Here is a 25,715-nt window from a genome sequence, read left to right on the forward strand (position 1 = left end):
TACCCTTTTTTCTTCTTTTTAATCAATATTTTTTTGTTTTTCCGAGCCAGGCGCGGCTCCGGCGCCCGGCCGAATGGTAGGATATCATTTGATGACTAAGTTCGGTTTTTTCTTCAAACTGTGCCGCCCTTCGATGAAGCGGACCGTGCCGGACTTGGCCCGCATGACGACGGAGTGGGTGAGGCCGTACGCCCCTTTCAGCCGCACGCCGCGCAACAGCTCGCCGTCGGTGACGCCGGTGGCGGCAAAAATCGCGTCGTCTCCTTTCACCAAATCGTCCATGCGCAGCACTTTGTTGACGTCAATGCCCATTTGTTTGCACCGCTCGACTTCATCGTCGTTTTGCGGCAGCAGCTTCCCTTGCAGTTCGCCGCCAAGGCATTTCAACGCGACCGCCGCGAGCACTCCTTCCGGCGCGCCGCCCGAGCCGAACAAAATGTCAACGCCGGTATGGTCAAACGCCGTGTTAATGGCGGCGGCGACATCGCCGTCATTGATGAGCTTAATGCGGGCGCCGGCTTCACGCAGCTCATGAATGAGACGCTCATGGCGCGGACGGTTGAGAACAACCGCGACGACGTCTTCAATATCTTTGTTTTTCGCCTTCGCCACCGCCTTTAAATTGTCGATGATCGGCGCCTCAATGTCAATCATCCCGACCGCTTCCGGCCCGACGGCGATTTTCTCCATGTACATGTCCGGCGCGTGAAGCAGATGGCCGTGGTCAGCGACAGCGACGACAGCCAAGGCGTTCCATCCCCCGGAAGCGACGATGTTCGTCCCTTCAAGCGGGTCGACAGCGACATCGACGCGCGGGCCATAGCCGTTGCCGAGCTTTTCCCCGATATACAGCATCGGCGCTTCGTCCATTTCCCCTTCGCCGATGACGACGGTGCCTTTCATCGGCACGGTGTCAAACACGTCGCGCATCGCCGACGTCGCGGCGTCATCAGCCTCATTCTTTTTCCCGCGCCCCATCCAGCGGGCGGCGGCAAGCGCCGCCGCTTCGGTGACGCGCACGAGTTCCATCGATAAGCTTCGTTCCATCGTCGTTCTCCCCTTCCCCTTTGTCGACTGGACGTTACGCGTTTTTCACTTGCTCGATTTCTTCATCGGTCATTTTTTCGCGCCAAATGGTGGCGCCGATGTCAGACAGTTTTTCGACGAGGTTGCTGTAGCCGCGGTCGATATGCTCGACGCCGGTGATCTCCGTCACTCCTTCAGCCATCAGCCCGGCAATGACAAGCGCCGCCCCGGCGCGCAAATCGCTCGCCTTCACTTTCGCCCCTTGCAGTTTGACGGGGCCGGTGACGATGGCTGAGCGGCCTTCGACTTTTACATTGGCGTTCATGCGCCGCAATTCATCGACATGCTTGAAGCGGGCGCTGTAAATCGTGTCGGTGACGACGCTTGTGCCGTTGGCTTTTGTCAGCAGCGCGGTAAACGGCTGCTGCAGATCAGTTGGGAAGCCCGGATAGACGAGCGTCTTGACGTCAACCGCTTTCAAAACGTCGGTGCCGCAGACGAGAATTTGATCTTCCCCCGTCTCCACGCGCACCCCCATTTCGCGCAATTTGGCCGTCAGCGATTCAACGTGCTGCGGGATGACGTTGTCGACGACGACTTCGCCATTGGTGGCCGCGGCGGCGATCATGTACGTCCCGGCTTCGATCCGATCCGGGATGATGGCATGGCGGCAGCCCGATAATTTTTCGACGCCGTCAATGCGGATCACATCGGTGCCGGCTCCTTTGATTTTCGCGCCCATATTCGAAAGCAATGTCGCGACATCGATGATTTCCGGCTCTTTCGCCGCATTTTCGATAATCGTCCGCCCTTTGGCGCGCACCGCCGCCAGCATGATGTTGATCGTCGCGCCGACGCTGACGACGTCCAAAAAAATGCGGGCTCCGCGCAGTTCCTCCGCGCGCAAGTAAATGGCGCCCTGCTCGTTCGTTACGGTGGCTCCTAGCGCCTCAAACCCTTTGATATGCTGGTCAATCGGGCGCGGACCGAGATGACATCCGCCCGGCAAGCCGACAACCGCTCTTTTGAAGCGGCCAAGCATCGCCCCCATCAAATAGTAGGAGGCGCGCAGCTTTTTCACCTTCCCATTTGGAAGCGGCATGGACACCATATTCGTTGGGTCGATGACCGCCTCTTTGCCGTCAAACGAAAACGAGCCGCCGATTTCTTCGATCAAGCTTCCTAAAATGTGCACGTCGGAAATGTCCGGCAACCCCTCGATCGTCACCGGCGAATCGGCCAAAATCGCTGCAGGAATCAAAGCGACCGCGCTGTTTTTCGCACCGCTCACTTTGATCGTTCCCCGCAGCCGATCTCCGCCGATAATTTTCATTTTATCCATCGTCGTCTCCCTTCTTTGCTCGGAAGTTGGCTTCACCCCTGGGACGAAAAAGCAAAGCCGGGCGGGCTCATCACGTCCGGCCTGAACGCGGCAGAGCGAGCCCGCTTCACCCAAGAGGCAAACGGCTTACTTTCATTTTTGCCGATTCCAGTCGGCGAGAAACTTCTCAATTCCTTGATCAGTCAGCGGATGGTTGAACAATTGCATAAGCACCTTGTACGGAACCGTGGCAATATGCGCCCCGCGCAACGCCGCTTCTGTCACATGGTGCGGATGGCGGATCGAAGCGGCGATGATTTCCGTTTCAATGCCATGAATGTTGAAAATCTCAGCGATGGTGGAAATGAGCTCTAAACCGTTATGGCCGATGTCATCGAGGCGGCCGAGGAACGGAGAGACGTACGTCGCGCCGGCGCGTGCGGCCAAGAGCGCCTGGTTGGCGGTGAACACAAGCGTCACATTCGTTTGAATCCCTTTTTCGCTGAACGCCTTGACTGCTTTTAAGCCTTCCGGCGTCATCGGCACTTTGATCGTAATGTTCGGGGCGATTTTCGCCAGCTCTTCGCCTTCCGCGATCATGCCAGCGGCGTCGGTCGAAATGACTTCAGCGCTCACCGAACCAGAAACGATCGATGTAATTTCGCGCAACCGATCATGGAACGATACGTTCTCCTTCGCCACGAGGCTTGGGTTGGTCGTGACGCCGGCCAAAATGCCGAGTTCATGGGCGTGTTTGATTTCTTCCAAGTTGGCAGTGTCGATAAAAAATTTCATGCTGAACCCTCCTTGTTATTCGTTGCACATGCAAAGGCAGCCGCGCGGCGGCCAAACGCCGCCCGCGAAGCCGATTCATCGCGCCGCTTTTCCGGACGAGCCAAACTCGCGCATTTTGCCGATGACCGTCGCTTTGATGGCGTCGCGGCCCGGGCCGATGATTTTGCGCGGATCATAGACGTTCGGGTCTTTCGCGAGCAGTTCGCGGACGACTTTGGTAAACGCCATTTGGTTTTCGGTATTGACGTTGATTTTCGATGTGCCAAGGGAGATCGCGCGTTGAATTTGTTCGGTCGGAATGCCGGTGCCGCCGTGGAGCACAAGCGGAACGCCGGTTAAATCGCGGATTTGCTCCATTTCGGCAAATCCGAGCTTCGGCTCTCCTTTGTACGGGCCGTGCACAGAACCGAGCGCCGGGGCGAGACAGTCGACGCCTGTCCGTTTGACAAGCTCTTCGCACTCTTTCGGGTCGGCGTAAATGATCCCTTCTCCGACGACGTCGTCTTCCTGCCCGCCGACGATGCCGAGCTCCGCTTCGACCGAAACGCCGCGCGCATGAGCATATTCAACGACTTGCGAGGTGATGCGGACGTTTTCTTCAAATGGATGGTGGGAGGCGTCAATCATAACCGAGGTGAACCCGGCGTCAATCGCCGCTTTGCATTTTTCAAAGCTCGATCCATGGTCGAGATGGATGGCGACCGGAACGGTGATGTTCATGTCTTCCATTAACCCTTTGACCATATTGACGACCGTTTTGAATCCGCTCATATAGCGGGCCGCCCCTTCGGAGACGCCGAGAATGACCGGCGATTTTTCCTCTTCGGCCGCCGCTAAAATGGCTTGTGTCCATTCCAAGTTGTTAATGTTAAATTGACCGACCGCGTATTTGCCGCGCAGCGCCTCGTTGAGCATCTCTTTCATCGATACTAACGGCATGGTTCCATCCTCCTTAGCTGATCGTCGTCTTTGTCGCCCTGGCGGTGACTGGGTCCACAGGCGCAAAATCCATCTACGTTATAAGCATACCAACTTGCCGGCAAAACGGCAACATTTCCACCCTTTATTCTCCTAAAGACGACAGCGTCATCAATGTCCACCGATGCGCTTTCTTTGCCAAAGGAAAGCCGCTCGTCGATGGCGCTGTCTAGGCGGTAATGTATTTTTTGACGGCAACGCGCAAATCGTCAATATCAAACGGCTTGGCAAAATGCATCAGCGCCCCGAGCTCTTTCGTTTCTTGAATCATATCGAGCTCCCCGTAGGCGGTCATGATGATCACCTTAATATCCGGATCAATCTCTTTCAACCGTTTTAAAATTTCAATGCCGTCCATGCCAGGAATTTTCATATCAAGAAGCACAAGATCGGGGTGATGTTTGCGGGCGATTTCGAGCGCCTGCATGCCGTTGGCGGCCTGATACGTTACATACCCCTCCCGCTGAAACACTTCGTTGAGCAAAATGCGGATGCCATACTGGTCGTCGACAATCAAAATTTTGTTTCCCACAGTTATGCACCTCTATTCCCTGTTTTCTCCCTATTAATGTTTCGCATTTGGCAAACCCTTTTCCTGCTTGCTTTTCTTGTTGTTTGCCGATTTTGTATAATAGCGGCGAAGGGAGGCCGAACCGTGAAAATTTTAACGACGCAAACGATCGGATTGTTGCAAAAAATCGCCGCGGATGAAGAGCTGGCGCTCGAAGACGGTGCGCGTCTGCTCGCTCAGGCCGCCATCGGTGATGGACGCATTTGGCTGTATGGCATAGGTGAACTCGATGCGGTCGTCACCGCCGCGCTTCTTGGCCCCGATCCGCTGCCGAAAGCCAAACGGCTTGAGCCGACAGCAACCGATGACTGGCAGGAAACGGACCGAGCGCTTCTATTTGCCCGCTTTTCCAATGATGCTGAGGCCATTCGCCTCGCCGAACAGCTGCAGGCGCACGGCGTCGATGCAGTGGCCGTCGCGGCGCTCGTCAAGGATGAACCCGGACTGGCCGATATGGCCACCGTCTTTATCGACAGCAAACTTTCCCGCCCGCTCGTGCCGACCGAAGACGGCCGCCGCATCGGCATGCCGACGATCATCACCGCTTCATTCATCTACTACGGACTGCGCGTTTTGCTCGATGAAATTTTGGCGGAATATGAATAACAGCCGCCATGAAAACGAGCGCTCTCCCGCCGGCTGAAGGCAAAGAGGTATAGAAACCGCCCAAAAAACGGCGCCTGATCAATGGGCATCGTGCTTGACAAGATGAAAAATATCCAAAAAAGAAAGGGGGCTGGACCCAAAAGGCCGTTCTACGGCTTTTTTGGGACAGCCCCTTTTTCGTCACTCTTTCAGCGACGCTCTGACAAACTCGCGGAACAGCGGCTGCGGCCGCGTCGGGCGCGAGGTGAATTCCGGATGGAATTGCGCGGCGACGAACCACGGATGGTCTTTCAGCTCGATGATTTCCACAAGCCGTCCATCCGGGCTCGTGCCGGAGAAGACGAAGCCATGCTCTTCTAATAGATGGCGGTATTGATTGTTGAATTCATACCGATGGCGATGGCGTTCGTAAATGACTTCATCGCCGTACGCAGCGTAGGCGAGCGTCCCTTCCTGCAGCTTGCACGGATACAAGCCGAGGCGGAGCGTGCCGCCTAAATCTTCGACATCCTTCTGCTCCGGAAGCAAGTCGATGATCGGATGCGGCGTGTTCGGGTCAAACTCGGACGAATGGGCGCCGGACAACCCGACAACATGGCGAGCAAATTCAATCGAGGCGAGCTGCATTCCTAAGCAAATGCCCAAAAACGGCACGCGCTGCTCGCGGGCGTAGCGGATCGCCTCAATCTTCCCTTCGACCCCGCGGTCGCCGAACCCGCCCGGAACCAAAATGCCGTCCGCATCTTTCAACAGGTCGGCTACATTGTCACGAGTCACATGCTCCGCATTGATCCACTGAATATCAATGTCGGTGTCAAACGCATACCCCGCATGACGGAGCGCCTCAACAACAGAAATATAGGCGTCCGGAAGCTCGACGTATTTGCCAACCAAAGCGATTTTCGTCGTTTTCGATAAGTTGCGCACTTTCTCGACGAGCGCCTTCCATTCGGTCATATCCGCTTCGCGGCAGTTGAGGCGCAAATGTTCGCACACGATTTGGTCCAGTTTTTGTTCTTGAAGCATAAGCGGGACCGCATACAGCGTGTCGGCATCGCGCGCCTCGATGACCGCTTTCGGATCGATGTCGCAAAAGAGGGCGATTTTCTCTTTCATTTCCTGCGGCATCGGCATTTCCGTGCGCACGACGATGACGTTTGGCTGAATGCCGAGGCTGCGCAATTCTTTCACGCTGTGCTGCGTCGGCTTCGTTTTCATTTCCCCAGCCGCCTTGATGTACGGTACGAGCGTGCAGTGGATGTACATGACGTTTTCGCGTCCAACATCGCTTTTGATTTGGCGGATCGCTTCTAAAAACGGAAGCGATTCAATATCGCCGACCGTGCCGCCGATCTCCGTAATGACGACATCGGCGTTCGTCTCTCTTCCGGCCCGGAAGACGCGCTCTTTAATTTCGTTGGTAATGTGCGGAATGACTTGCACCGTGCCGCCTAGGTAATCGCCGCGGCGCTCTTTGCGGATGACGGCGGAATAAATTTTTCCTGTCGTCACGTTGCTGTATTTGTTTAAATTAATATCGATGAACCGTTCATAATGCCCTAAATCCAAATCCGTCTCTGCACCGTCGTCCGTGACGAACACCTCGCCGTGCTGATACGGGCTCATCGTCCCTGGGTCGACGTTAATGTACGGGTCAAACTTTTGGATCGTCACGTTCAACCCGCGGTTTTTCAACAAACGTCCAAGCGAAGCCGCCGTAATCCCTTTCCCGAGTGAGGAAACAACGCCGCCCGTCACAAAAATGTATTTCGTCATTTTGTCTTCCCCCTTGCCGAAATTGCGGTAACAGTTTCAGTGTTTGCGAAAGGCGCAAATAAAAAACGCTCCGCTTACCGTACGTAAGGGAGCGATCGATTTGTTCGTTTTCAAGAGCCCAACACACATTGTACCGGGTTCCCCTGGCAAAGTCAAGCGGTTATTCGTCTTCGTCCGGCTCTTCGAGATCAAGCTCTTCATCAAGCGGCGCATCGTCCAGCTCAAACTCTTCATCGCCGAGAATGTCATCGTCAAACGCGACGTCTTCGTCCAGATCGAATTCTTCATCTTCCAAGAGCTCGTCTTCATCAAGCTCGAGCTCTTCCCCATCATATTCATCCAAATCGTCGTAATCGAGATCTTCATCTTCAAGCAACTCATCGTATTCATCGTATTCATCGTCAAGCGCTTTTTTCTTCTTCTTCGGCTTGACGATCGTCACCGTTTCGTCTTCTGTCTGGTCAAACGGATACCATGCGCGCAATCCCCAGACGTTTTCCCCAACGCAAATAAACCGGCCGTCGATGTTTAAATCGGTGTAATATTGGGCCAGCCGCGCCTCCATCTCTTCTTCCGATATGCCGGCCAGCGCTGCTGCTTCACGAACGAGTTGATCAAACGGCAGCGCCTCCCGCTTGTCAAGCAAAATGAGGTTCGCCAGCTCGACGAACGACATCTCCTGCAATTCCTCCGGCGAGTATTGCTGCTGCAGGCTCAAGTTCAGCACTCCCCTTCTATATTAATGAAACAAATGAATGCAAGTGGAATACATACCATTCATTATAAACAAATTGTCGGGGTTTATGCTACCCATTTGCCGAAAAAAGCAAAGGAGGGCAGCCCTGCGGCGAGGGCGGCCCTCCTTCCGATTCCGACATATCCGTTGTCACAATCACCTTTGTTCACACCGCTCCACTTTTTCCTTACGAAGCCCATTCGTCTTGATCTTTTGGCCCAATCCGCGTTCCGTTCGTTTCGCCTCCGGCGGGCCAGTACGCCAACAGCCGCTGCCCATCATTCTACCGATCTGCTAAAGTTCAACGGGCCGTTGTCCATTGTGATCAAGGGCGCCCATCGAAAGCAGAAAACAACGAAACTCCCTCGAATTACATATTCCGCCGGTATTGTCCGCCGACTTCGTACAAGGCGCGGGTGATTTGTCCAAGGCTGGCGACTTTCACCGTTTCCATCAATTCTTCGAAAATGTTGCCGCCGCTTGTCGCCACTTGCTTCAGCCGTTCGAGCGCCGGGCCGGCTTTGTCTTTGTTCCGCTCTTGGAATTCGCGCAAGTTGCGGATTTGCGTCTCTTTTTCTTCATACGTCGCCCGGGCGAGCTGGATGTTGTTCAGTTCGTCCTCTGACGGCGGATTCGGGTTCAAGAACGTGTTGACGCCGATGATCGGCAGTTCGCCGGTATGTTTTTTCGTTTCATAGTAAAGTGATTCGTCTTGAATTTTGCCGCGCTGGTATTGCATCTCCATCGCCCCGAGCACGCCGCCGCGGTCGTTGAGCCGTTCAAACTCTTGCAACACCGCTTCTTCAACCAAATCGGTCAGCTCTTCAATGATGAACGACCCTTGGAGCGGGTTTTCGTTTTTGGTCAGGCCAAACTCTTTCGTGATAATGAGTTGGATCGCCATCGCCCGACGGACCGACTCTTCGGTCGGTGTCGTGATCGCTTCGTCATAGGCATTCGTATGCAGCGAGTTGCAGTTGTCATAAATCGCCAGAAGCGCCTGCAGCGTCGTGCGGATGTCGTTGAAATCGATCTCCTGCGCGTGCAATGAACGGCCGGACGTTTGGATATGGTATTTCAGTTTCTGGCTCCGTTCGTTGGCGCCGTATTTTTCGCGCATGACGATCGCCCAAATGCGGCGGGCGACGCGGCCGATGACCGAATACTCCGGATCGAGGCCGTTGCTGAAGAAAAACGACAAGTTCGGCGCAAAATCGTCAATGTGCATGCCGCGGCTCAAGTAATACTCGACATACGTAAAGCCGTTCGCAAGCGTAAACGCCAGCTGCGTGATCGGGTTCGCCCCCGCCTCGGCGATATGGTAGCCGGAGATCGACACCGAGTAGTAGTTGCGGACGCGGTGCTTGATGAAATACTCTTGAATGTCGCCCATCATTTTTAAGGCGAAATCGGTCGAGAAAATGCACGTGTTTTGCCCTTGGTCTTCCTTCAAAATATCGGCTTGAACCGTGCCGCGCACCGTTTGCAGCGTCCATTCCTTCACTTGTTCGTACTCTTCCGGCGTGAGCGGGCGGCCAAGCTCGGCTTCCTTTTTCTCGACTTGCTGGTCAATCGCCGTATTCATAAACATCGCCAGCAAAATCGGAGCCGGACCGTTGATCGTCATCGACACGGATGTGAGCGGGTCGCACAAGTCAAACCCTTTGTACAGCTTTTTCATATCATCAAGTGTACAGACGCTGACACCGCTTTCCCCGACTTTGCCGAAAATGTCCGGCCGGTAGTCCGGGTCTTCGCCATAGAGCGTCACGGAGTCGAACGCGGTGCTGAGCCGCTTCGCCTTGTCTTCTTTGCACAAGTAATGGAAGCGGCGGTTCGTGCGCTCCGGCGTCCCTTCGCCGGCAAACTGCCGTTTCGGGTCTTCGCCTTGGCGCTTGAACGGGAAGACGCCGGCCGTATACGGGAACGAGCCAGGGACGTTTTCTTTATACACCCAGCGCAAAATCTCTCCGTAGTCTTTGAATTTCGGCAAGACGACTTTCGGAATGTCCAAACCGGACAACGTTTTCGTCGTCAGTTCGGTCACGATTTCTTTATCGCGCACTTTCGTGACCAGTTGTTTTGCCGCATATTTCGCTTTCGTTTCTTCCCATGTCGCCAAAATGCGCTTCGATTCCGGCGTCAATTTCGCCTCATAATCCGCTTTGAGCGTCTCGAGCGCGCGGATCACGTCTTCAGCTTCGCCCCGTTCCTTCGCCGCTTCGATGGCCCCTTCGATTTGGAAGAGGCGTCGGGCCACCCCGACTTGCTGCTCGGCGCGGCGGTGGTACGAACGGACCGTTTCCGCGATTTCGCGCAAATAGTAGCGGCGCTCGTTCGGAATGATGACATTATGCTTTTCGACATTGGCGACCGTTTTCAAGCTTGTTTTCCAATTCGTTCCTGCTTTTTGATTGATCGTATCCACAAGCGCGACAAAAAGCGTATTCGTGCCCGGGTCGTTAAACTGGCTGGCGATCGTGCCGTACACCGGCATTTCCGAAACATCGCGGTCAAACAGCTGATGGCTGCGCTGATATTGTTTTTGCACTTGTCGTTTTGCGTCTTCTGACCCTTTGCGCTCGAATTTATTAATGACAATCAAATCGGCATAATCGATCATGTCGATTTTCTCAAGCTGCGTCGGCGCGCCGAACTCGCTTGTCATGACGTACATCGACACGTCGCACACTTCGGTAATGGCGGCGTCGCCTTGGCCGATTCCGCTCGTTTCAATGATGACAAGATCAAATCCGGCCGCCTTGACAACCGAAATGGCGTCGCGAATCGCGGGCGACAACTCGGAGCGGGAATGGCGCGTCGCCAAGCTTCTCATGTAAACGCGCGGCGAGTTGATCGCATTCATCCGGATGCGGTCGCCCAACAGCGCCCCGCCCGTTTTTTGCTTCGTCGGGTCGACGGACAAGATCGCGATTTTGATATCCGGAATTTCGTTTAAAAAGCGGCGGACGAGCTCATCGGTGAGCGAGCTTTTCCCAGCCCCGCCTGTGCCGGTGATGCCGAGCACCGGCACGCGCTTCTCGAGCGCCTTCACTTGTTCAATGGCGGCTTCCGCCGCCGCGGCCGCCTCTTTGTTGTCCGCCTCAGCGCGGTATTCGCACAGCGTGATGAGCCGGGCGATCGCCTGCACATCGCCGGACGGAAGCCGCTCCAGTTCATCGGTCACCGTCGTCACGGTCGGAAAATCGCACTCTTCAAGCATGACGTTGATCATCCCTTGCAAGCCGAGGCGTCGGCCGTCTTCCGGCGAGAAAATGCGGGCGATGCCATATTCGTGCAGCTCTTTGATTTCCCGCGGGATGATGACGCCGCCCCCGCCGCCGTAAATGCGGATATGGGACGCCCCCCGCTCTTTTAGAAGATCGTACATATATTTAAAAAATTCCATATGCCCGCCTTGATACGAGGAGACGGCAATGCCTTGCACATCTTCCTGAATGGCGGCATTGACGATTTCCTCCACCGAGCGGTTATGGCCTAAATGGATGACCTCGGCGCCGCTCGCCTGCAAAATGCGGCGCATAATGTTGATTGAGGCGTCATGGCCGTCAAACAAGCTCGATGCAGTCACAAAGCGGACGTGATGCTTCGGACGGTAAATGTGCGCCATCGTTTCTTCTCCCCCTTTTAGACTCGCTGTTTCTCCATAATCCCCTTTAATAAAAACTCGGTTTGCAGTTCGATATATTCATCGAGTGTATACATTTTCCGCAGCACCCAACGGCGGAACGCCCACATTTGCCCAAGAACGACGATGTTGTGGGCAAACAGGCGGATTTCGCTTTCAGAAAGCTGCAACGCCCCGTTCTCAACGCATGCGCGCAAAATATGTTCGAAAATCGCCGCCATATCGAGTTCTTTATTCAACACATACGGCAGCGATTCTTTGCTTAGCGCTTTCACTTCTTGATACATGACAAGCACTTCATCATCGAGTTCATCAACAACGCGGAAATAGTGGGCAATGGCGCGCCTCAGCCCTTCGATCGTGCCATGGTGGGCACCGAGGTCTTGTTCCGTCCGCTCCCGCACTTCGTCGTAAATGCGGTCGCACACGAGATAGAGGACGTCTTCTTTCTTGCGGATGTACTCGTACAACGTGCCGATGCTGAAGCCGGACGCTTTGGCGATCTCCCTTGTCGTCGTTTGGTGGAAACCTTTTTGTTTAAACAAGGAAATCGCGCCTTTGATCATCTCATTGCGCCGTTTTTTCACGAGCTTTTCGTCTTTGACCGATGCAATCACTTCCCGTTTTTTCATGTTCGTTATCTCTCCCCCATTCCCATTTGACGGCGGGGCGCCGCCCCGCCCCATGCCGATCCGTGCGCCCTTCCCCAAAGCGCCAAGCCGCCGTTCAGATCCAAAACCATTGAAATGACGCACAATGTTTCAATCGCGCGCTAACACGAATGAGTGGACACGCAATGTTTAATTGCGTGTCAACATGCGCGAAATGACAAGGCGTTGGATTTCTTGCGTTCCTTCGTAAATTTGCGTAATCTTCGCGTCGCGCATAAACCGCTCGACCGGGTAGTCCTTCGTGTAGCCGTTGCCGCCGAAAATTTGCACCGCCTCGACCGTCACTTTCATCGCCGTGTCGCCGGCAAACAGTTTCGCCATGGCGGATGCTTTGCCGTACGGCAAGCCATTCGACTCCAACCATGCCGCTTGATAGGTCAAGAGCCGCGCCGCTTCAATGGCCGTCGCCATGTCAGCGAGCTTGAAAGCGATCCCTTGCTGCTCGATGATCGGTTTGCCGAACTGGACGCGCTGTTTCGCATAGTCCACCGCCGCATCCAGCGCGCCCTGGGCAATGCCGACCGCTTGGGCGGCGATGCCGTTGCGGCCGCCATCGAGCGTCATCATGGCGATTTTAAACCCTTCTCCTTCTTGACCGAGCAAGTTTTCTTTCGGAATGCGGCAGTCTTCAAAAATGAGCTCCGTCGTCGGCGACGAACGAATGCCGAGTTTCTTTTCCTTTTTGCCGAACGAAAAGCCCGGCGTTCCTTTTTCTACGATAAAGGCGCTGATCCCTTTATGCCGCTTTTCCGGATCGGTGACGGCAAATACGACGTAAATTTCCGCTTCGCCGCCGTTGGTGATCCATACTTTCGAGCCGTTTAAAATGTAGTGGTCCCCATCTTTTACCGCACGCGTTTTCATCGAGGCGACATCCGACCCCGCCCCCGGCTCGGACAGAGCATATGCCCCTAGTTTTTCCCCAGTCGCTAAGGCGCGCAAATACTTCTGCTTTTGTTCTTCGTTGCCGAACTTGTAAATCGGCCAGCTGGCAAGCGATATATGCGCGGAAAGCGTCACCCCGGTCGAGGCGCAGACGCGCGACAGCTCCTCAACGGCAATGACATAGGCCAAATAATCGCTGCCAATGCCGCCGTATTCTTCCGGCCACGGAATGCCTGTTAAACCGAGTTCCGCCATTTTGTTGAAAATGCCGCGGTCAAACCGCTCTTCTTCGTCTCGCTCAGCGGCAGTCGGCGCCACTTCGTTTTCGGCAAATTCGCGCACCATTTTTCGCAGCATTTCATGTTCTTCGCTCAATCGAAAGTTCATCGTTTCATTCCCCCGTTTTCCTATATATCCGAAATCCTCGTCCCCCGTGCCAGCGTGATCACCATCTTCCAGATACAGACATAAACTTGTTGGTGAGTTCCCGTTGCACCACAAAACGCCGCAAAAGACAGAGCCCCATGTTTATGCCTCGATCCCTGAAAGCGGCGTTGTTCAGCCTTCCGAAGACCCGACGGTTTGCGGCTCATTCCACCATTTCATTCGGTTGCCAATCATGAGCTGGCTGAACACAAGCTTTTCTGCCTCTTTCCTCGAACAAGAACGCCAGAGGGCAAATGCCATTTGCCCGCAAAACGTCCATTGTTCGAGGAGGGCATGCTGTCGCATGCCCAGTCGGCAAGCGAACGGCTTGCCGACTACGGCAGAAAAGCTAGGAACAGAGCCTTCTCATCTGGTTCGGATTGGTTCATCAGCATGCCTGGCACAAATGTTTGCTGATGACGATGCGCTGAATTTCGCTCGTTCCTTCGTAAATTTGCGTAATTTTCGCGTCACGGAACAGCCGCTCGACCGGGTAGTCTTTCGTGTAGCCGTTGCCGCCGAAAATTTGCACCGCCTCGATGGCATTGTCCATCGCTGTTTGTGAAGCGAAGAGCTTCGCCATCGACGCCTCTTTTCCGCACGGCAGCCCTTGCGCGCGCAGCCAAGCGGCGCGATAGACGAGCCATTTCGCCGCTTCCGCCGCCGTCGCCATATCGGCAAGCTTGAAAGCGACGCCTTGCTGCTCGATGATCGGTTTGCCAAACTGCACCCGCTCTTTCGCGTAGGCGACGGCATGTTCGACTGCCGCCTCCGCGATGCCGAGCGCTTGGGCGGCGATGCCGATCCGACCGACGTCAAGGTTGGCCATCGCGATTTTAAATCCTTCCCCTTCCTGACCGAGCAAGTTTTCCGCCGGCACTTCGGCGTCTTCAAACGTAATGGTCACCGTCCGCGACCCGTGCAGCCCCATCTTCTTCTCATCTTTACCAATCGACATCCCTGGCGTCCCTTTTTCCACAATGAACGCGGAAATGCCGCGGCTTCCGGCTTCTTCCGGATTCGTGCGGGCGAAGACGATGTACGTATCTGCCTCCCCGCCGTTGGTGATGAATATTTTTGAGCCGTTTAGCACATAACGATCTCCACGGCGCACCGCTTTCGTCTTCAAGCTTTTCGCATCCGAGCCGGCGCTCGGTTCAGTAAGGCAAAACGCCCCCAAGTACTCACCTCGGGCGAGCTTTGTCACGTATTTTTGTTTCTGCTCTTCGGTGCCGAAATACAAGATCGGATTCGTGCCGACCGACGTGTGCACGGATAAGATGACACCGACGGTCGGGCTCACTTTCGAAATTTCATGAATGGCGATGATGTACGACACAAAGTCCATACCCGCGCCGCCATATTGCTCCGGGACAGTGATGCCCATTAGGCCGAGTTCGGCCATTTTCGCTAAAATCGGGCGCGGAAACTCCCCTTGTTCCATGCGCTCGACAAATGGGGCGATCTCCGCCGCGGCGAACTCGCGCACCATTTGCCGCATCATTTCCTGCTCTTCGGTGAAGCGAAATTCCATGAAATGGCCTCCTTCCGATGTCGCTGACACAATGGTGTTTTCAGGCGCTCCTCCGCTCCATGGGGTAGCCAGCAGGCAGCTGAACGATTCTATAGATTTGCCTTATAGGCTGTAAAACAGCGTTCCCGCATGCACCTAACGTGCGGCGTTACGGTCGGCAGACAGCATAGCGGGCGCCGCCCCACGCACATTGCGGCACGCTTCGGCGTTGTCCTAGAGCGACGCCAAGCGGTTTATTCATACGTGTAAAATCCGCGGCCCGTCTTGCGGCCGAGCCAGCCGGCTTTCACATATTTGCGCAAGAGCGGGCATGGGCGGTATTTGTCATCGCCGAACCCCTCATGAAGCGTTTCCATAATGTATAAGCACGTATCGAGCCCGATAAAATCAGCGAGCGTCAGCGGACCCATCGGATGGTTCATGCCGAGCTTCATCACTTCATCGATGGCTTCTTTGGTCGCCACCCCTTCGTACAAGGCGTAAATCGCTTCGTTGATCATCGGCATGAGGACGCGGTTCGAAATAAAGCCCGGAAAGTCGTTCACTTCGACCGGCACTTTGCCGAGCTTGCGGGCAACGGCTTCGATCGTTTCATACACGTCATCAGCCGTCGCCAATCCGCGGATAATTTCGACGAGCTTCATCACCGGCACCGGGTTCATAAAGTGCATGCCGATCACTTTCTCTGGCCGTTTCGTCGCGGCGGCAATTTCCGTAATCGGCAGCGACGACGTGTTCGACGCTAAAATCGTCTCCGGGCGGGCGAGCGCATCGAGCTCGGCGAACAGCTTTGTTTTCACGTCCATGTTTTCGACGACCGCTTCAATGACAAGATCCGCTTTGGCGGCGGCATGCAAGTCGGTCGAGCGGGCAAGCCGCGCGAGCGCTGCGTCTTTGTCCGCCGCTGTCATTTTCCCTTTTTCCACTTGGCGGGCGAGCCCTTTTTCGATGTTGGCGATTCCTTTGTCTAACTGCGCCTCGCTAATGTCGTACAAAAACACTTGATAGCCGGCGACAGCGCATACTTGGGCGATGCCTGACCCCATCTGTCCGGCGCCGACGACCATAATCGTTTTGACGTCCATCGTTCCATCCCCCTATAGCAAAATTCGCAAACGCTCTTGTTCGTTTATTGGCTCCATCCTGGGACAACGCAGATCGCAAGCCAGCGGCCGCAGCGCCCAAGGGCGCGGCGGGCCATCCATATCCCCAAACCGCGGCCGCCCCACCGCCAGGCGAACCGCCTCCTGTATGGCGACAACGCCGTCGGGCGGCATGACGCGTCACGCCTCGACGGCGGCGGCCGCGATGACGTGGCAGGCCATTCCTTATACTTCGATTAAGATGGCGTCGCCTTGGCCGCCGCCGCTGCAGATGGCGGCGATGCCGAGGCCGCCGCCGCGGCGTTTCAGCTCATAAATGAGCGTGAGGATGATGCGTGCGCCGCTCGCGCCGATCGGGTGGCCGAGGGCGACAGCGCCGCCGTTGACGTTCACTTTTTCCGGGTCAAGGCCAGCGATTTGGATAGCAGCAAGAGCAACAGCGGCAAACGCTTCGTTTATTTCGAACAAGGCAATGTCGTCGACCGTTTTTCCCGTTTTGCGGAGCAACTCGTTGATGACAAGTCCCGGCGTTTTTGGGAAATCTTTCGCCTCAACGGCGATGGCGGTGTGGGCGACAACAGTCGCGAGCGGCTCAAGCCCCTCGCGGGCGGCGCGCTCCTCGCTCATCAAGACGAGCGCCGCGGCGCCGTCGTTGACGCCCGGGGCGTTGCCGGCCGTGATCGTTCCTTCCGGGTCAAACACCGGCGGCAGTTTCGCCAACGCTTCAAGCGACGTGTCTTTGCGCGGCGCCTCGTCGTGTTCGACGACAAGCGGCTCTCCTTTGCGCTGCGGAATCGTCACCGGAACGATCTCTTCCGCGAGCCGACCGGCTTCGATGGCAGCAATGGCTCGCATATGGCTGCGGTACGCCCACTCATCCTGCGCCTCGCGTGTAATGCCAAGTTCACGCGCTGTATTCCCGCCATAAACGCCCATATGGACGCCGGTAAAACTGCATGTCAAGCCATCATACACCATTAAATCCTTCACCGTGCTGTCGCCCATTCGCAACCCCCAGCGCGCTTTCGGCAGCACGTACGGGGCGTTGCTCATCGATTCCATCCCGCCCGCGACAACGACATCGGCGTCGCCTAAGCGGATGAGCTGATCCGCGAGCGTCACGGCGCGCATGCCCGATGCGCATACTTTATTGACCGTCTCGGTGCGAACATGCCACGGAATGCCGGCATGGCGCATCGCCTGCCGCGATGGGAGCTGTCCTTGTCCGCCTTGCAAGACGGTGCCTAAAATGACATGATCGACTTGTTCCGCGCTCACATCCGCGCGGGCAAGCGCTTCTTTCACGGCAATGCCGCCGAGTTCTGACGCTGACAGCGCTTGCAAAGAACCGCCGAGTTTTCCGAACGGGGTGCGCGCCCCGCTGACAATCACTGTTTTTCCCATATTCCTCTCCCCTTTTCATCGGATAAGAAAGCGATTACAAAACACAGACTGAACGCTCGCTCGGTCGTGGTGCGAAAGAGAAGGTGTACAACGGTACACCCTCTCCTCTACCCTTATTCACTATTTTAAAAAATAAAAATTGTCTATGCAACTATTTTTACGATGCTGCTTCCTCTTTTTCCTCGCCAAACACCGATTTCGCCAACAATTCAGCGACATCGTACGTCGCAACGCGGTCTTCCACTTCCTTGGCCTTCGTGCCGTCCGACAGCATCGTCAAACAGTACGGACAGCCGGAGCTGATGACCGTCGGATTGACAGCGAGCGCTTGCTCAGTGCGGGCGACGTTGATCCGGTTGCCGGTCGTCTCCTCCATCCACATGAGGCCGCCGCCGGCGCCGCAGCACATTCCTCGCTCGCGGTTGCGCTCCATTTCAACAAGCTCGACGCCCGGGATGGCGCGCAAAATTTTCCGCGGTGCGTCATAGACGTCATTGTAGCGTCCTAAATAGCACGAGTCATGGAACGTAATGCGTTCATTTACCGGATATTTTGGCACCAAGCGCCCTTCTTCGATGAGCTTGGCGAGCAGCTCGGTATGATGATACACTTCGGCCTCGAACCCAAAATCCGGGTACTCATTTTTGAACGTATTGTAAGCGTGCGGGTCGATCGTGACGATTTTCTTGACGCCCGCTTTTTCAAATTCTGCGATGTTGTTCGTCGCTAATTCTTGGAACAAAAACTCATTTCCTAACCGGCGCGGCGTATCGCCCGAGTTTTTCTCCTTGTTGCCTAAAATCGCGAACTTGACGCCTGCTTCGTTCAACAGCTTGGCAAAAGCAAGGGCGATTTTTTGGCTCCGGCTGTCATACGACCCCATCGAGCCGACCCAGAACAAGTACTCGATTTCCTCTCCCGCTTTCGTCGCCTCTTTGACGGTCGGCACATGCACATCATCGCGCAGCTCGCGCCAGTTCTCCCGCTCTTTTCGGTTCAAGCCCCACGGATTGCCTTGGCGTTCGATGTTCGTCATCGCCCGCTGCGCGTCCGGGTTCATCCGTCCTTCCGTCAGGACAAGATAGCGGCGCAAGTCGATGATTTTATCGACATGCTCATTCATGACCGGGCATTGGTCCTCACAGTTGCGGCACGTCGTACAGGCCCAAATCTCTTCTTCGGTGATGACATCGCCGATGAGGCTCGGCATTTCGATCGTCGCCGCCTGCTCGGACGCCGCGGCGAACGCGAGCTGATTGCCCCTTGTATGTTTGAAAGCGAACGCGGGCACCCACGGCGTGCGCGACGTGACGACCGCCCCTTTTTCCGTCAAATGGTCGCGCAATTTTAAAATCAAATCCATCGGCGACAACATTTTCCCCGTGCCGGTCGCTGGACACATGCTTGTGCAGCGGCCGCATTCGACACAGGCGTACAAGTCGATCAATTGCTTTTGCGTGAAATCCTCAATTTTGCCGACGCCAAACGACTCTTGGCTTTCGTCTTCAAAGTTGATTGGCGCCAGCTTCGGTCGCGTCAGCCGGCTAAAAAAGACATTGATCGGCGCCGCGATCAAATGGGCGTGCTTTGATTGCGGCACGTACACGAGGAACGTGAGCAAAATCAACAGATGCACCCACCAGGCAATAAAGAAGAGCACCGCAGCCCCCGTTTCGCCGACCCAGGAAAACGCGGCAGCAATGAGCGAAGCGACCGGCTCGCTCCACGTCGCTTCTTCGCCGTGCCAAATGATGCTCATCCCGTTGCCGAACAACACCGACAGCATGAGCCCGGCGATGAAGATGAGGACAAGCCCAGCTTTCAAGTCGCGCTTTAAACGGACGAGCTTTTCAATGTAACGGCGGTAAAAGGCGGCGAGCACCGCGATCAAAATAAGCAAAGTGACGATTTCTTGGAAAAACGTAAATCCCGCATACAGCGGCCCAAGCGGCAAATGCGCCCCCGGCGCAAGCCCTTTGATGATGAAATCAATCGCGCCAAATTGGACGAGAATAAAGCCATAGAAAAAGACGACGTGGATCAGTCCGCTTTTTTTGTCCTTGAGCAGCTTTTTCTGGCCGAACACGTTGACCCAGATGTTTCGCAGCCGCTCTTTTACTTTGCGGTCAAACTCGACTTTTTTGCCGAGTTTGATGTACATCGCCCGCGTTTTGACGACATATGCAAACAAGTGAATTGCGTAAGCGGTTACAAGCAAAAACGCGAGCCAGTTCACCACCAACAAGGCATTCATCTTCTCTCCCCTTCCCCCGTTTTTCGAGCGAATGTGTTGCCATAACAAAAGAAATTTTCAGAATTCGCTTTATGTCTATTGTACAAATGAATGAGCATTCAGTCAATAACCTTTTTTCATCCCAACCGTGAAAACTTTCCCTTGGCAACGGAGCGATCGCGGGGGAATCATCGATTTGTTCAGCCCTCTATAGACTCCCATGACGAAAAACATTCATCAATATGGAAATTTGATTCATTTGGAGTTTGGGTATGTTCACGGTAGATGCAATTTGAAACGTTTTGCGCGTTCTCGGGCACATTAATAAATACCGAATCGACATAGGAGGAGAAGATATGGTCGTCATTTCCGTCATTGCCATCGTATTGTTGCTCGTTTATCTTGATGACAAGCTTGGACAGTTCATCTTCCGCAATGGGCGCAAAAAAGTCGTCTACCCGGAGCGGAGAAGCGATATTTCCCTCTATATCAACGGCAGGCATTTATTTTCTGATTACTTCGCTGAACTAGGCCGCGCCCGCGATCATATTCACGTCTTGTTTTACATTATAAAAAATGACGAAACGAGCGCGCCATTTTTCCAGATTTTAAAGGAAAAAGCAGCTGCCGGCGTGAAAGTGCGAGTGTTGACCGATTGGGTCGGCAGCTTTGGACTGCCGAAAGCGCTCATCCGTTCGCTCGAGGAAAGCGGGGTGGAGTTCGCCTATGCCCGAAAGCCGCGCTTTCCGTTTTTCATTTACCGCCTCAACCGCCGCAACCATCGGAAAATTACGGTCATCGACGGGCGGGTCGGCTACATCGGCGGCTTTAACATCGGCCGCGAATACAACGGAAAAGACGCCAACTTCGGCGAATGGCGTGATTACCACTTAAAAGTGAACGGCGAAGGGGTTCACGACTTGCAAGAACAGTTTTTGCACGACTGGGAAGAAGCAACGGACCGGACGGTGCCTGACAAACATCGCTACTTCCCGCCGCTTCCGGCCGGCGCCATTCGCCATCAGCTCGTCGCCACCAACGGCACTGCCCTTGAAGAACAGTTTATCGAGGTCATCCGCCAGGCGAAAAAAGAAATTATGATCGGCAGCCCATACTTCATCCCAAGCCGGCCGCTGTTTAACGAGCTGATGCAAGCGCTTCGGCGCGGGGTGCGTGTGACCGTCCTTGTGCCGCTGAAGGCGGACCATTTATTTGTCAAAGAGGCTGCCTATCCGTACTTTTATCGACTCTTGAAAGCCGGCGCGCGCATTTACCGCTTTTACCAAGGATTTTACCATGCCAAAACGCTCGTCATCGATGAGGAGTGGTGCAACGTCGGCACAGCCAATTTCGATCGGCGCAGCTTGTTTTTGAACGGCGAAATCAACTGCTATGTGTTTGACCGAGCGTTTACCCGTCTCGTCAAACGGGCGATCGAGCGTGATTTGTTGCGCGCCGAGCCGCTGACGGTCGACTTTTGGCAAAAACGTTCGCTTCTTGACCGCGGCAAACAGTCGATTTCCCAGCTCATCTCCGCCTGGCTTTGACCGGTCCGAAGTTCCATTTCCCTCGCAAACAACAGAAGAAGCAAAAAACCCGGCCAGCGCTTCCGGCGGCTTGATGCTGCCAAAATGGCGCCAACCGGGTTTTGTTCCCCGTTTGATCATGCAAGTGCTTACTTCCAAAACACCGTGAACCATTGAAACAACCGCATGCCGAGATACACCCCGACGATGCCGGCGATGCCGGCCAACGCCGGGGGAGCGGGAATCGGCAAGCGAAGCAGCGTAAACAAAAAGCCGACGATCATGCCTGTCAGAAGCGACAGCACGATTTCTTTCATGAGATTCGTCCTCCACTGTTTGTTTTTCTTTAGAATGCCCAAAAAAGAGGGGGCGCTCTCCGCTCTCCCCCTCATTCCTTTACATTTGTTCCGGCGCTGAAACGCCAATGAGCGCTAACGCATTTTGCAGCGTAATTTGCACCGCCTTGACAAGCGCGAGGCGGGCTTTTGTTTTTTCGATGTTGTCCAGATCAAGCACTTTTTCCGCGTTATAAAAGCTATGGAGCGCGGAAGCCAAATCGAATGCATAGGCGGTGACGCGATGCGGCATCCGCTTGAGCGCCGCCTCGGCGACGACGTCAGGGAAATCGCCGAGCACTTTGAGCAGCTCGATTTCTTTTTCCGTCTCCGCTAAATGATGCAAAGCGAGGTCGCCTTCGTACGACACATTTTGCTCTTCCGCCTGGCGGAGAATGCTTGAGACGCGGGCGTGCGCGTATTGGACGTAGTAAACCGGGTTTTCATTCGACTGCGACACGGCCAAGTCCATGTCAAAATCCAAATGCGTATCGCCCGAGCGCATCGCAAAGAAATAGCGGACGGCATCGACGCCGACTTCTTCCATGAGCTCGCGCATCGTCACCGCCTTGCCGGTGCGCTTGCTCATTTTGACGCGCTCACCGTTTTGGTATAGGTTCACCATTTGAATGATTTCCACTTCAAGCGCCTCCGGATCATAACCGAGCGCAGCGATCGCCGCCTTCATGCGCGGAATGTAGCCGTGGTGGTCCGCCCCCCAAATGTTGATGAGCTTTTTGAACCCGCGCCGCAGCTTGTCTTGATGGTAGGCGATGTCCGGAAGCAAGTACGTATATGTGCCGTCCTGCTTAATTAAGACGCGGTCTTTGTCGTCCCCAAACGCCGTCGAACGGAACCATGTCGCCCCGTCCTGCTCGTAAATATAGCCGCGCTCGCGCAAAGTGGAAAGCGCTTCGTCGATTTTTCCGCTTTCATAGAGCGATGTTTCCGAATACCAGACGTCAAACGGCACACGGAAGTCGGCCAAGTCTTTTTTGATTTTTTCAAGCTCATAGCGGAGCCCATAGTCGCGGAAAAAGGCAAGCCTTTCTTCTTCCTCCATTTCGACAAACCGGTCGCCGTACTCTTCGGCAAGCTTTTTGCCGATTTCGACGATATCGTCGCCGTAATAGCCGTCCTCCGGCAACGGCATATCGACACCGAGCGCCTGAAAATAACGGGCTTCGACCGATTTCGCTAAATTGTAAATTTGCTTGCCGGCGTCATTAATATAGTATTCACGCGTCACGTCAAACCCGGCTTTCGCCAAAATGTTGCAAAGCGAATCGCCGACCGCCGCGCCGCGGGCATGACCTAAATGCAGGTCTCCGGTTGGATTGGCCGAGACGAACTCGACTTGCACTTTTTCCCCGTTGCCGACGTTCGATTCGCCATACGCTTGTCCCGCCTGCAAAATCGCCGGCACGACCGCCGTCAAATAGCGGTTGTCCATGTAAAAGTTAATAAACCCTGGCCCGGCGATCTCGATGCGGGCGACCGACATGCGTTCGCGGTCAAGCTGCCCGACGATGGCTTCGGCGATCGCCCGCGGCGGTTTTTTCGCGATGCGGGCGAGCTGCATGGCGATGTTCGTCGAGTAGTCGCCATGCGCCTTGTCGCGCGGCACCTCAAGCAGCACATCCGGCAGCTCGTCGGCCGAAGCCAGCCCTGCTCTTACCGCCGCCTGGCGGATTTCTTCTTTCATCTTTTCCTTGATTTGTCCGACAATGTTCACCGCTTATACCCCCTTAAATGTCAACGTCAACGTATGGCGCCCGCTTCGCTCATCGCCTAGCATCAGTTCATAGGAAAGAAAGAGCCGCCCCTTTTTCCGCTGCTCATCATAGTGAAACTCCATGGAGCTCGTTTTGGCCGCCAGCGCCCATCGTCCAAACGCTGTCCCATAATGGCCCGATGTTTCTTGGCGGCGGCGGAACGTTTGCCGCATCTCGACCGCTCCGGAACGAAGGACGGTCACCTCGTCAGGCGCGATTTTCACAATGTTGTTCACCCGCCCGAGTTCGTTTTCTTCGGCAAACTGCAAATAAACGGTTTCCCCTTTTATGTAATACGTGCCATCCGCCTCAAGCACAACCGTCTCTTGGCGCGGACCGTCGCGAATGACAGCCACTTGGCGGAGGCGCGCCGGGATGCCGTTTGTTTCCTTCATATCGATGAACACACCTTTGCGAACAAACAGTCATAATTCATAGTATAATGAACTGTTTCGCTCCATTCAAGAGGGGACAAACCCGATGGCAGATTTCCGCTCCAGTGGGCAAAAAAAGGGACTGACCCAAAAGGTTGTTTTTCCTTAAATAAAACGTACGCTCATATTCCTGCATCTTTTGTCCCACCAAAGAAAAAAGCGCCCTCGCAAACTTGCGATTTAGGCGCTTTTTCTCATTTTTCACTTCGCCACCCAGCCAAGCAGCATTTCTCTCACAAGCTTGCTCGCCGTATTGGCCGTTTGTTCGGAATGGTCATAAATCGGTGCAACTTCCACCAGATCGGCGCCAACGACTCGCACGTCGGAGCGGGCGATCTCGTGAATGGCCGAAAGCAGCTCTTTTGACGTAATGCCGCCGGCATCGACCGTCCCAGTGCCTGGGGCATGAGCGGGATCAAGCACATCGATGTCAATCGTCACATACACCGGACGGCCAGCGAGCTTCGGCAACACGGAGCGGAGCGGTTCAAGCACTTCAAACTTGGCGATGTACATGCCGTTTTCTTTCGCCCATTCGAACTCTTCCTTCATGCCGGAGCGGATGCCGAACGAAAAGACATTCGTCGGGCCGATCAAGTCAGCGACTTTGCGGATCGGCGTCGCATGCGACAGCGGCTCGCCTTCGTAATGTTCGCGCAAGTCCGTGTGCGCATCCATATGAATGACGGCCAAATCCGGGTAGTATTCATACACCGCTTTCATGACCGGCCAGGAGACAAGATGCTCTCCGCCAAGGCCGAGCGGAAATTTGCCGGCGTCAAGCACCTTTTTCACGAACTGTTCAATCAGCTCCAAACTGCGGGACGCGTTGCCAAACGGGAGCGGAATGTCCCCAGCGTCAAAGTAGCGGATGTCTTTGAGTTCGCGGTCCAAATATGGGCTGTACTCCTCAAGCCCGATTGACACTTCGCGGATGCGGGCCGGGCCAAACCGCGAGCCAGGCCGGTAGCTGACCGTCCAGTCCATCGGCATCCCGTAAATGACCGCTTCGCTTTCTTCAAAATTCGGATGGCTGCCGATAAACACGTTGCCCGAATAGGCTTCATCAAATCGCATTGCCTGCGCCCCCTTACTTCGTTAAATCCGCGACAAATTTCGGCAAGACGAAACACGCTTTGTGCAATTCTTTCGTGTAATATTTCGTCTCAATGTCATGGAACCGGTCGTCGCTCACAGCGAGCGGGTCGTATTGTTTCGAGCCGAGCGTAAACGTCCAGAGCCCGCTCGGATACGTCGGAATGTTCGCCGTATACAAACGGGTGATCGGGAAAATTTCTTTCACATCGCGGTATACGTTGCGAATCAAATCGGCCTTAAACCACGGATTGTCCGTTTGGGCGACGAAAATGCCGTCTTCCTTCAACGCGTTGGCGATGCCGGCGTAAAACCCTTTTGTGAACAAGTTGACCGCTGGGCCGACCGGTTCGGTTGAGTCAACCATAATGACGTCATACTCGTTTTCGCTTTTGGCGATATGCATAAACCCGTCATCGACTTTCACTTCGACGCGCGGATCGTCAAGTTGGCCAGCGATTTCCGGCAAGTATTTTTTCGAGCACTCGATCACTTTGCCGTCAATTTCCACAAGCGTCGCTTTTTTGACGCTTGGGTGCTTCAGCACTTCACGAATGACGCCGCCGTCGCCGCCGCCGACGACAAGCACGTTTTCCGGATTGGGGTGGGTGAACAACGGCACGTGGGCGACCATTTCATGGTAGACGAATTCGTCTTTTTGCGTTGTCATGACCATGCCGTCTAGAATGAGCATGTTGCCAAACTCCGCCGTTTCGACCATATCAAGTTTTTGGAACGGCGTCTGTTCTGTATGTAAAGTGCGGATGATGCGTGCGGTGATGCCAAAATGCTCCGTTTGCTTTTCGGTAAACCAAAGTTCCATTCGGTAACATCCT

At 54.8% G+C, this 25,715-nt stretch carries 21 protein-coding genes; 2 read left to right on the plus strand and 19 right to left on the minus strand.

Translation table 11 applies throughout. The features are described 5' to 3' along the window. Positions 1 to 84 precede the first annotated feature (84 nt). The 5 genes from glpX to QWV57_RS17215 all read right to left on the minus strand — a co-directional run bounded on the left by glpX (position 85) and on the right by QWV57_RS17215 (position 4,652). The gene (gene glpX, locus QWV57_RS17195) at positions 85 to 1,047 is read right to left on the minus strand and encodes a class II fructose-bisphosphatase (RefSeq protein WP_011232850.1); all 963 of its coding nucleotides are present in this window, start codon (positions 1,045 to 1,047) and stop codon (positions 85 to 87) included. Between the two features lie 34 nt (positions 1,048 to 1,081). After that, entirely contained in the window at positions 1,082 to 2,368 is a 1,287-nt protein-coding gene (gene murA, locus QWV57_RS17200) for a UDP-N-acetylglucosamine 1-carboxyvinyltransferase (protein ID WP_011232851.1), read from the minus strand. Between the two features lie 132 nt (positions 2,369 to 2,500). Then, complete coding sequence (gene fsa / locus QWV57_RS17205) at positions 2,501 to 3,142, minus strand: fructose-6-phosphate aldolase (protein WP_011232852.1); 642 nt, start codon at positions 3,140 to 3,142, stop codon at positions 2,501 to 2,503. Positions 3,143 to 3,217: 75 nt separating this feature from the next. Then, positions 3,218 to 4,081, minus strand: coding sequence for a class II fructose-bisphosphate aldolase (locus QWV57_RS17210; protein WP_011232853.1), 864 nt, complete (start codon positions 4,079 to 4,081; stop codon positions 3,218 to 3,220). A 208-nt stretch (positions 4,082 to 4,289) separates the two neighbouring features. Next, on the minus strand, positions 4,290 to 4,652 hold the full coding sequence (locus QWV57_RS17215; RefSeq protein WP_013146624.1) for a response regulator: 363 nt from the start codon (positions 4,650 to 4,652) through the stop codon (positions 4,290 to 4,292). Positions 4,653 to 4,775: 123 nt separating this feature from the next. Here QWV57_RS17215 and QWV57_RS17220 point away from each other — a divergent pair, with 123 nt between their 5' ends. Then, the gene (locus tag QWV57_RS17220; RefSeq protein WP_025949631.1) at positions 4,776 to 5,297 is read left to right on the plus strand and encodes a DUF2529 domain-containing protein; all 522 of its coding nucleotides are present in this window, start codon (positions 4,776 to 4,778) and stop codon (positions 5,295 to 5,297) included. A gap of 180 nt (positions 5,298 to 5,477) precedes the next feature. Here QWV57_RS17220 and pyrG read toward each other — a convergent pair whose 3' ends face one another. The 9 genes from pyrG to QWV57_RS17265 all read right to left on the minus strand — a co-directional run bounded on the left by pyrG (position 5,478) and on the right by QWV57_RS17265 (position 19,735). Further along, positions 5,478 to 7,073, minus strand: a complete 1,596-nt coding sequence (gene pyrG / locus QWV57_RS17225; RefSeq protein ID WP_301100155.1) for a CTP synthase — start codon at positions 7,071 to 7,073, stop codon at positions 5,478 to 5,480. Positions 7,074 to 7,233: 160 nt separating this feature from the next. After that, positions 7,234 to 7,791, minus strand: a complete 558-nt coding sequence (gene rpoE / locus QWV57_RS17230) for a DNA-directed RNA polymerase subunit delta (protein ID WP_011232857.1) — start codon at positions 7,789 to 7,791, stop codon at positions 7,234 to 7,236. 388 nt (positions 7,792 to 8,179) lie between these two features. Further along, on the minus strand, positions 8,180 to 11,440 hold the full coding sequence (gene icmF / locus QWV57_RS17235; RefSeq protein WP_301100156.1) for a fused isobutyryl-CoA mutase/GTPase IcmF: 3,261 nt from the start codon (positions 11,438 to 11,440) through the stop codon (positions 8,180 to 8,182). Positions 11,441 to 11,457: 17 nt separating this feature from the next. Beyond that, entirely contained in the window at positions 11,458 to 12,090 is a 633-nt protein-coding gene (locus tag QWV57_RS17240; RefSeq protein ID WP_013146628.1) for a TetR/AcrR family transcriptional regulator, read from the minus strand. A gap of 168 nt (positions 12,091 to 12,258) precedes the next feature. After that, positions 12,259 to 13,401 (minus strand): acyl-CoA dehydrogenase, encoded by a 1,143-nt coding sequence (locus tag QWV57_RS17245; protein WP_060788151.1) that lies wholly within the window; start codon positions 13,399 to 13,401, stop codon positions 12,259 to 12,261. A 427-nt stretch (positions 13,402 to 13,828) separates the two neighbouring features. Further along, positions 13,829 to 14,974, minus strand: coding sequence for an acyl-CoA dehydrogenase (locus QWV57_RS17250; RefSeq protein ID WP_014196972.1), 1,146 nt, complete (start codon positions 14,972 to 14,974; stop codon positions 13,829 to 13,831). Positions 14,975 to 15,207: 233 nt separating this feature from the next. Further along, the gene (locus QWV57_RS17255) at positions 15,208 to 16,059 is read right to left on the minus strand and encodes a 3-hydroxybutyryl-CoA dehydrogenase (protein WP_013146630.1); all 852 of its coding nucleotides are present in this window, start codon (positions 16,057 to 16,059) and stop codon (positions 15,208 to 15,210) included. A gap of 243 nt (positions 16,060 to 16,302) precedes the next feature. Further along, a complete protein-coding gene (locus QWV57_RS17260) occupies positions 16,303 to 17,481 on the minus strand; it encodes an acetyl-CoA C-acetyltransferase (RefSeq protein WP_060788149.1) in 1,179 nt (392 codons plus the stop codon). A gap of 157 nt (positions 17,482 to 17,638) precedes the next feature. Next, positions 17,639 to 19,735: a heterodisulfide reductase-related iron-sulfur binding cluster gene (locus QWV57_RS17265; protein WP_301100157.1), complete on the minus strand. Its 2,097-nt coding sequence runs from the start codon at positions 19,733 to 19,735 to the stop codon at positions 17,639 to 17,641. 335 nt (positions 19,736 to 20,070) lie between these two features. On the opposite strand from QWV57_RS17265, the gene cls reads away from it, so the two are divergent. Continuing rightward, entirely contained in the window at positions 20,071 to 21,261 is a 1,191-nt protein-coding gene (gene cls, locus QWV57_RS17270; RefSeq protein ID WP_238980438.1) for a cardiolipin synthase, read from the plus strand. 128 nt (positions 21,262 to 21,389) lie between these two features. Here cls and QWV57_RS17275 read toward each other — a convergent pair whose 3' ends face one another. The 5 genes from QWV57_RS17275 to speE all read right to left on the minus strand — a co-directional run bounded on the left by QWV57_RS17275 (position 21,390) and on the right by speE (position 25,702). After that, positions 21,390 to 21,557, minus strand: coding sequence for a XapX domain-containing protein (locus QWV57_RS17275; RefSeq protein WP_060788146.1), 168 nt, complete (start codon positions 21,555 to 21,557; stop codon positions 21,390 to 21,392). A 79-nt stretch (positions 21,558 to 21,636) separates the two neighbouring features. Further along, positions 21,637 to 23,310, minus strand: a complete 1,674-nt coding sequence (gene argS, locus QWV57_RS17280) for an arginine--tRNA ligase (protein ID WP_301100158.1) — start codon at positions 23,308 to 23,310, stop codon at positions 21,637 to 21,639. A 3-nt stretch (positions 23,311 to 23,313) separates the two neighbouring features. Then, complete coding sequence (locus QWV57_RS17285; protein WP_011232869.1) at positions 23,314 to 23,745, minus strand: YwiB family protein; 432 nt, start codon at positions 23,743 to 23,745, stop codon at positions 23,314 to 23,316. 240 nt (positions 23,746 to 23,985) lie between these two features. Next, on the minus strand, positions 23,986 to 24,861 hold the full coding sequence (gene speB, locus QWV57_RS17290; protein ID WP_081132706.1) for an agmatinase: 876 nt from the start codon (positions 24,859 to 24,861) through the stop codon (positions 23,986 to 23,988). A gap of 13 nt (positions 24,862 to 24,874) precedes the next feature. Continuing rightward, positions 24,875 to 25,702: a polyamine aminopropyltransferase gene (speE, locus tag QWV57_RS17295; RefSeq protein WP_033006446.1), complete on the minus strand. Its 828-nt coding sequence runs from the start codon at positions 25,700 to 25,702 to the stop codon at positions 24,875 to 24,877. Positions 25,703 to 25,715: the final 13 nt, after the last annotated feature.

The sequence above is a fragment of the Geobacillus zalihae genome (assembly GCF_030414215.1).
GTDB lineage: Bacteria > Bacillota > Bacilli > Bacillales > Anoxybacillaceae > Geobacillus > Geobacillus zalihae.

What these genes read in the sequence shown, in the direction of transcription:
- glpX (WP_011232850.1), bottom strand. Translation starts at nt 1,047, where the DNA reads ATGGAACGAAGCTTATCGATGGAACTCGTGCGCGTCACCGAAGCGGCG.
- murA (WP_011232851.1), bottom strand. Translation starts at nt 2,368, where the DNA reads ATGGATAAAATGAAAATTATCGGCGGAGATCGGCTGCGGGGAACGATC.
- fsa (WP_011232852.1), bottom strand. Translation starts at nt 3,142, where the DNA reads ATGAAATTTTTTATCGACACTGCCAACTTGGAAGAAATCAAACACGCC.
- QWV57_RS17210 (WP_011232853.1), bottom strand. Translation starts at nt 4,081, where the DNA reads ATGCCGTTAGTATCGATGAAAGAGATGCTCAACGAGGCGCTGCGCGGC.
- pyrG (WP_301100155.1), bottom strand. Translation starts at nt 7,073, where the DNA reads ATGACGAAATACATTTTTGTGACGGGCGGCGTTGTTTCCTCACTCGGG.
- icmF (WP_301100156.1), bottom strand. Translation starts at nt 11,440, where the DNA reads ATGGCGCACATTTACCGTCCGAAGCATCACGTCCGCTTTGTGACTGCA.
- QWV57_RS17240 (WP_013146628.1), bottom strand. Translation starts at nt 12,090, where the DNA reads ATGAAAAAACGGGAAGTGATTGCATCGGTCAAAGACGAAAAGCTCGTG.
- QWV57_RS17245 (WP_060788151.1), bottom strand. Translation starts at nt 13,401, where the DNA reads ATGAACTTTCGATTGAGCGAAGAACATGAAATGCTGCGAAAAATGGTG.
- QWV57_RS17250 (WP_014196972.1), bottom strand. Translation starts at nt 14,974, where the DNA reads ATGGAATTTCGCTTCACCGAAGAGCAGGAAATGATGCGGCAAATGGTG.
- QWV57_RS17255 (WP_013146630.1), bottom strand. Translation starts at nt 16,059, where the DNA reads ATGGACGTCAAAACGATTATGGTCGTCGGCGCCGGACAGATGGGGTCA.
- QWV57_RS17260 (WP_060788149.1), bottom strand. Translation starts at nt 17,481, where the DNA reads ATGGGAAAAACAGTGATTGTCAGCGGGGCGCGCACCCCGTTCGGAAAA.
- QWV57_RS17265 (WP_301100157.1), bottom strand. Translation starts at nt 19,735, where the DNA reads ATGAATGCCTTGTTGGTGGTGAACTGGCTCGCGTTTTTGCTTGTAACC.
- cls (WP_238980438.1), top strand. Translation starts at nt 20,071, where the DNA reads ATGGTCGTCATTTCCGTCATTGCCATCGTATTGTTGCTCGTTTATCTT.
- QWV57_RS17275 (WP_060788146.1), bottom strand. Translation starts at nt 21,557, where the DNA reads ATGAAAGAAATCGTGCTGTCGCTTCTGACAGGCATGATCGTCGGCTTT.
- QWV57_RS17285 (WP_011232869.1), bottom strand. Translation starts at nt 23,745, where the DNA reads ATGAAGGAAACAAACGGCATCCCGGCGCGCCTCCGCCAAGTGGCTGTC.
- speB (WP_081132706.1), bottom strand. Translation starts at nt 24,861, where the DNA reads ATGCGATTTGATGAAGCCTATTCGGGCAACGTGTTTATCGGCAGCCAT.
- speE (WP_033006446.1), bottom strand. Translation starts at nt 25,702, where the DNA reads ATGGAACTTTGGTTTACCGAAAAGCAAACGGAGCATTTTGGCATCACC.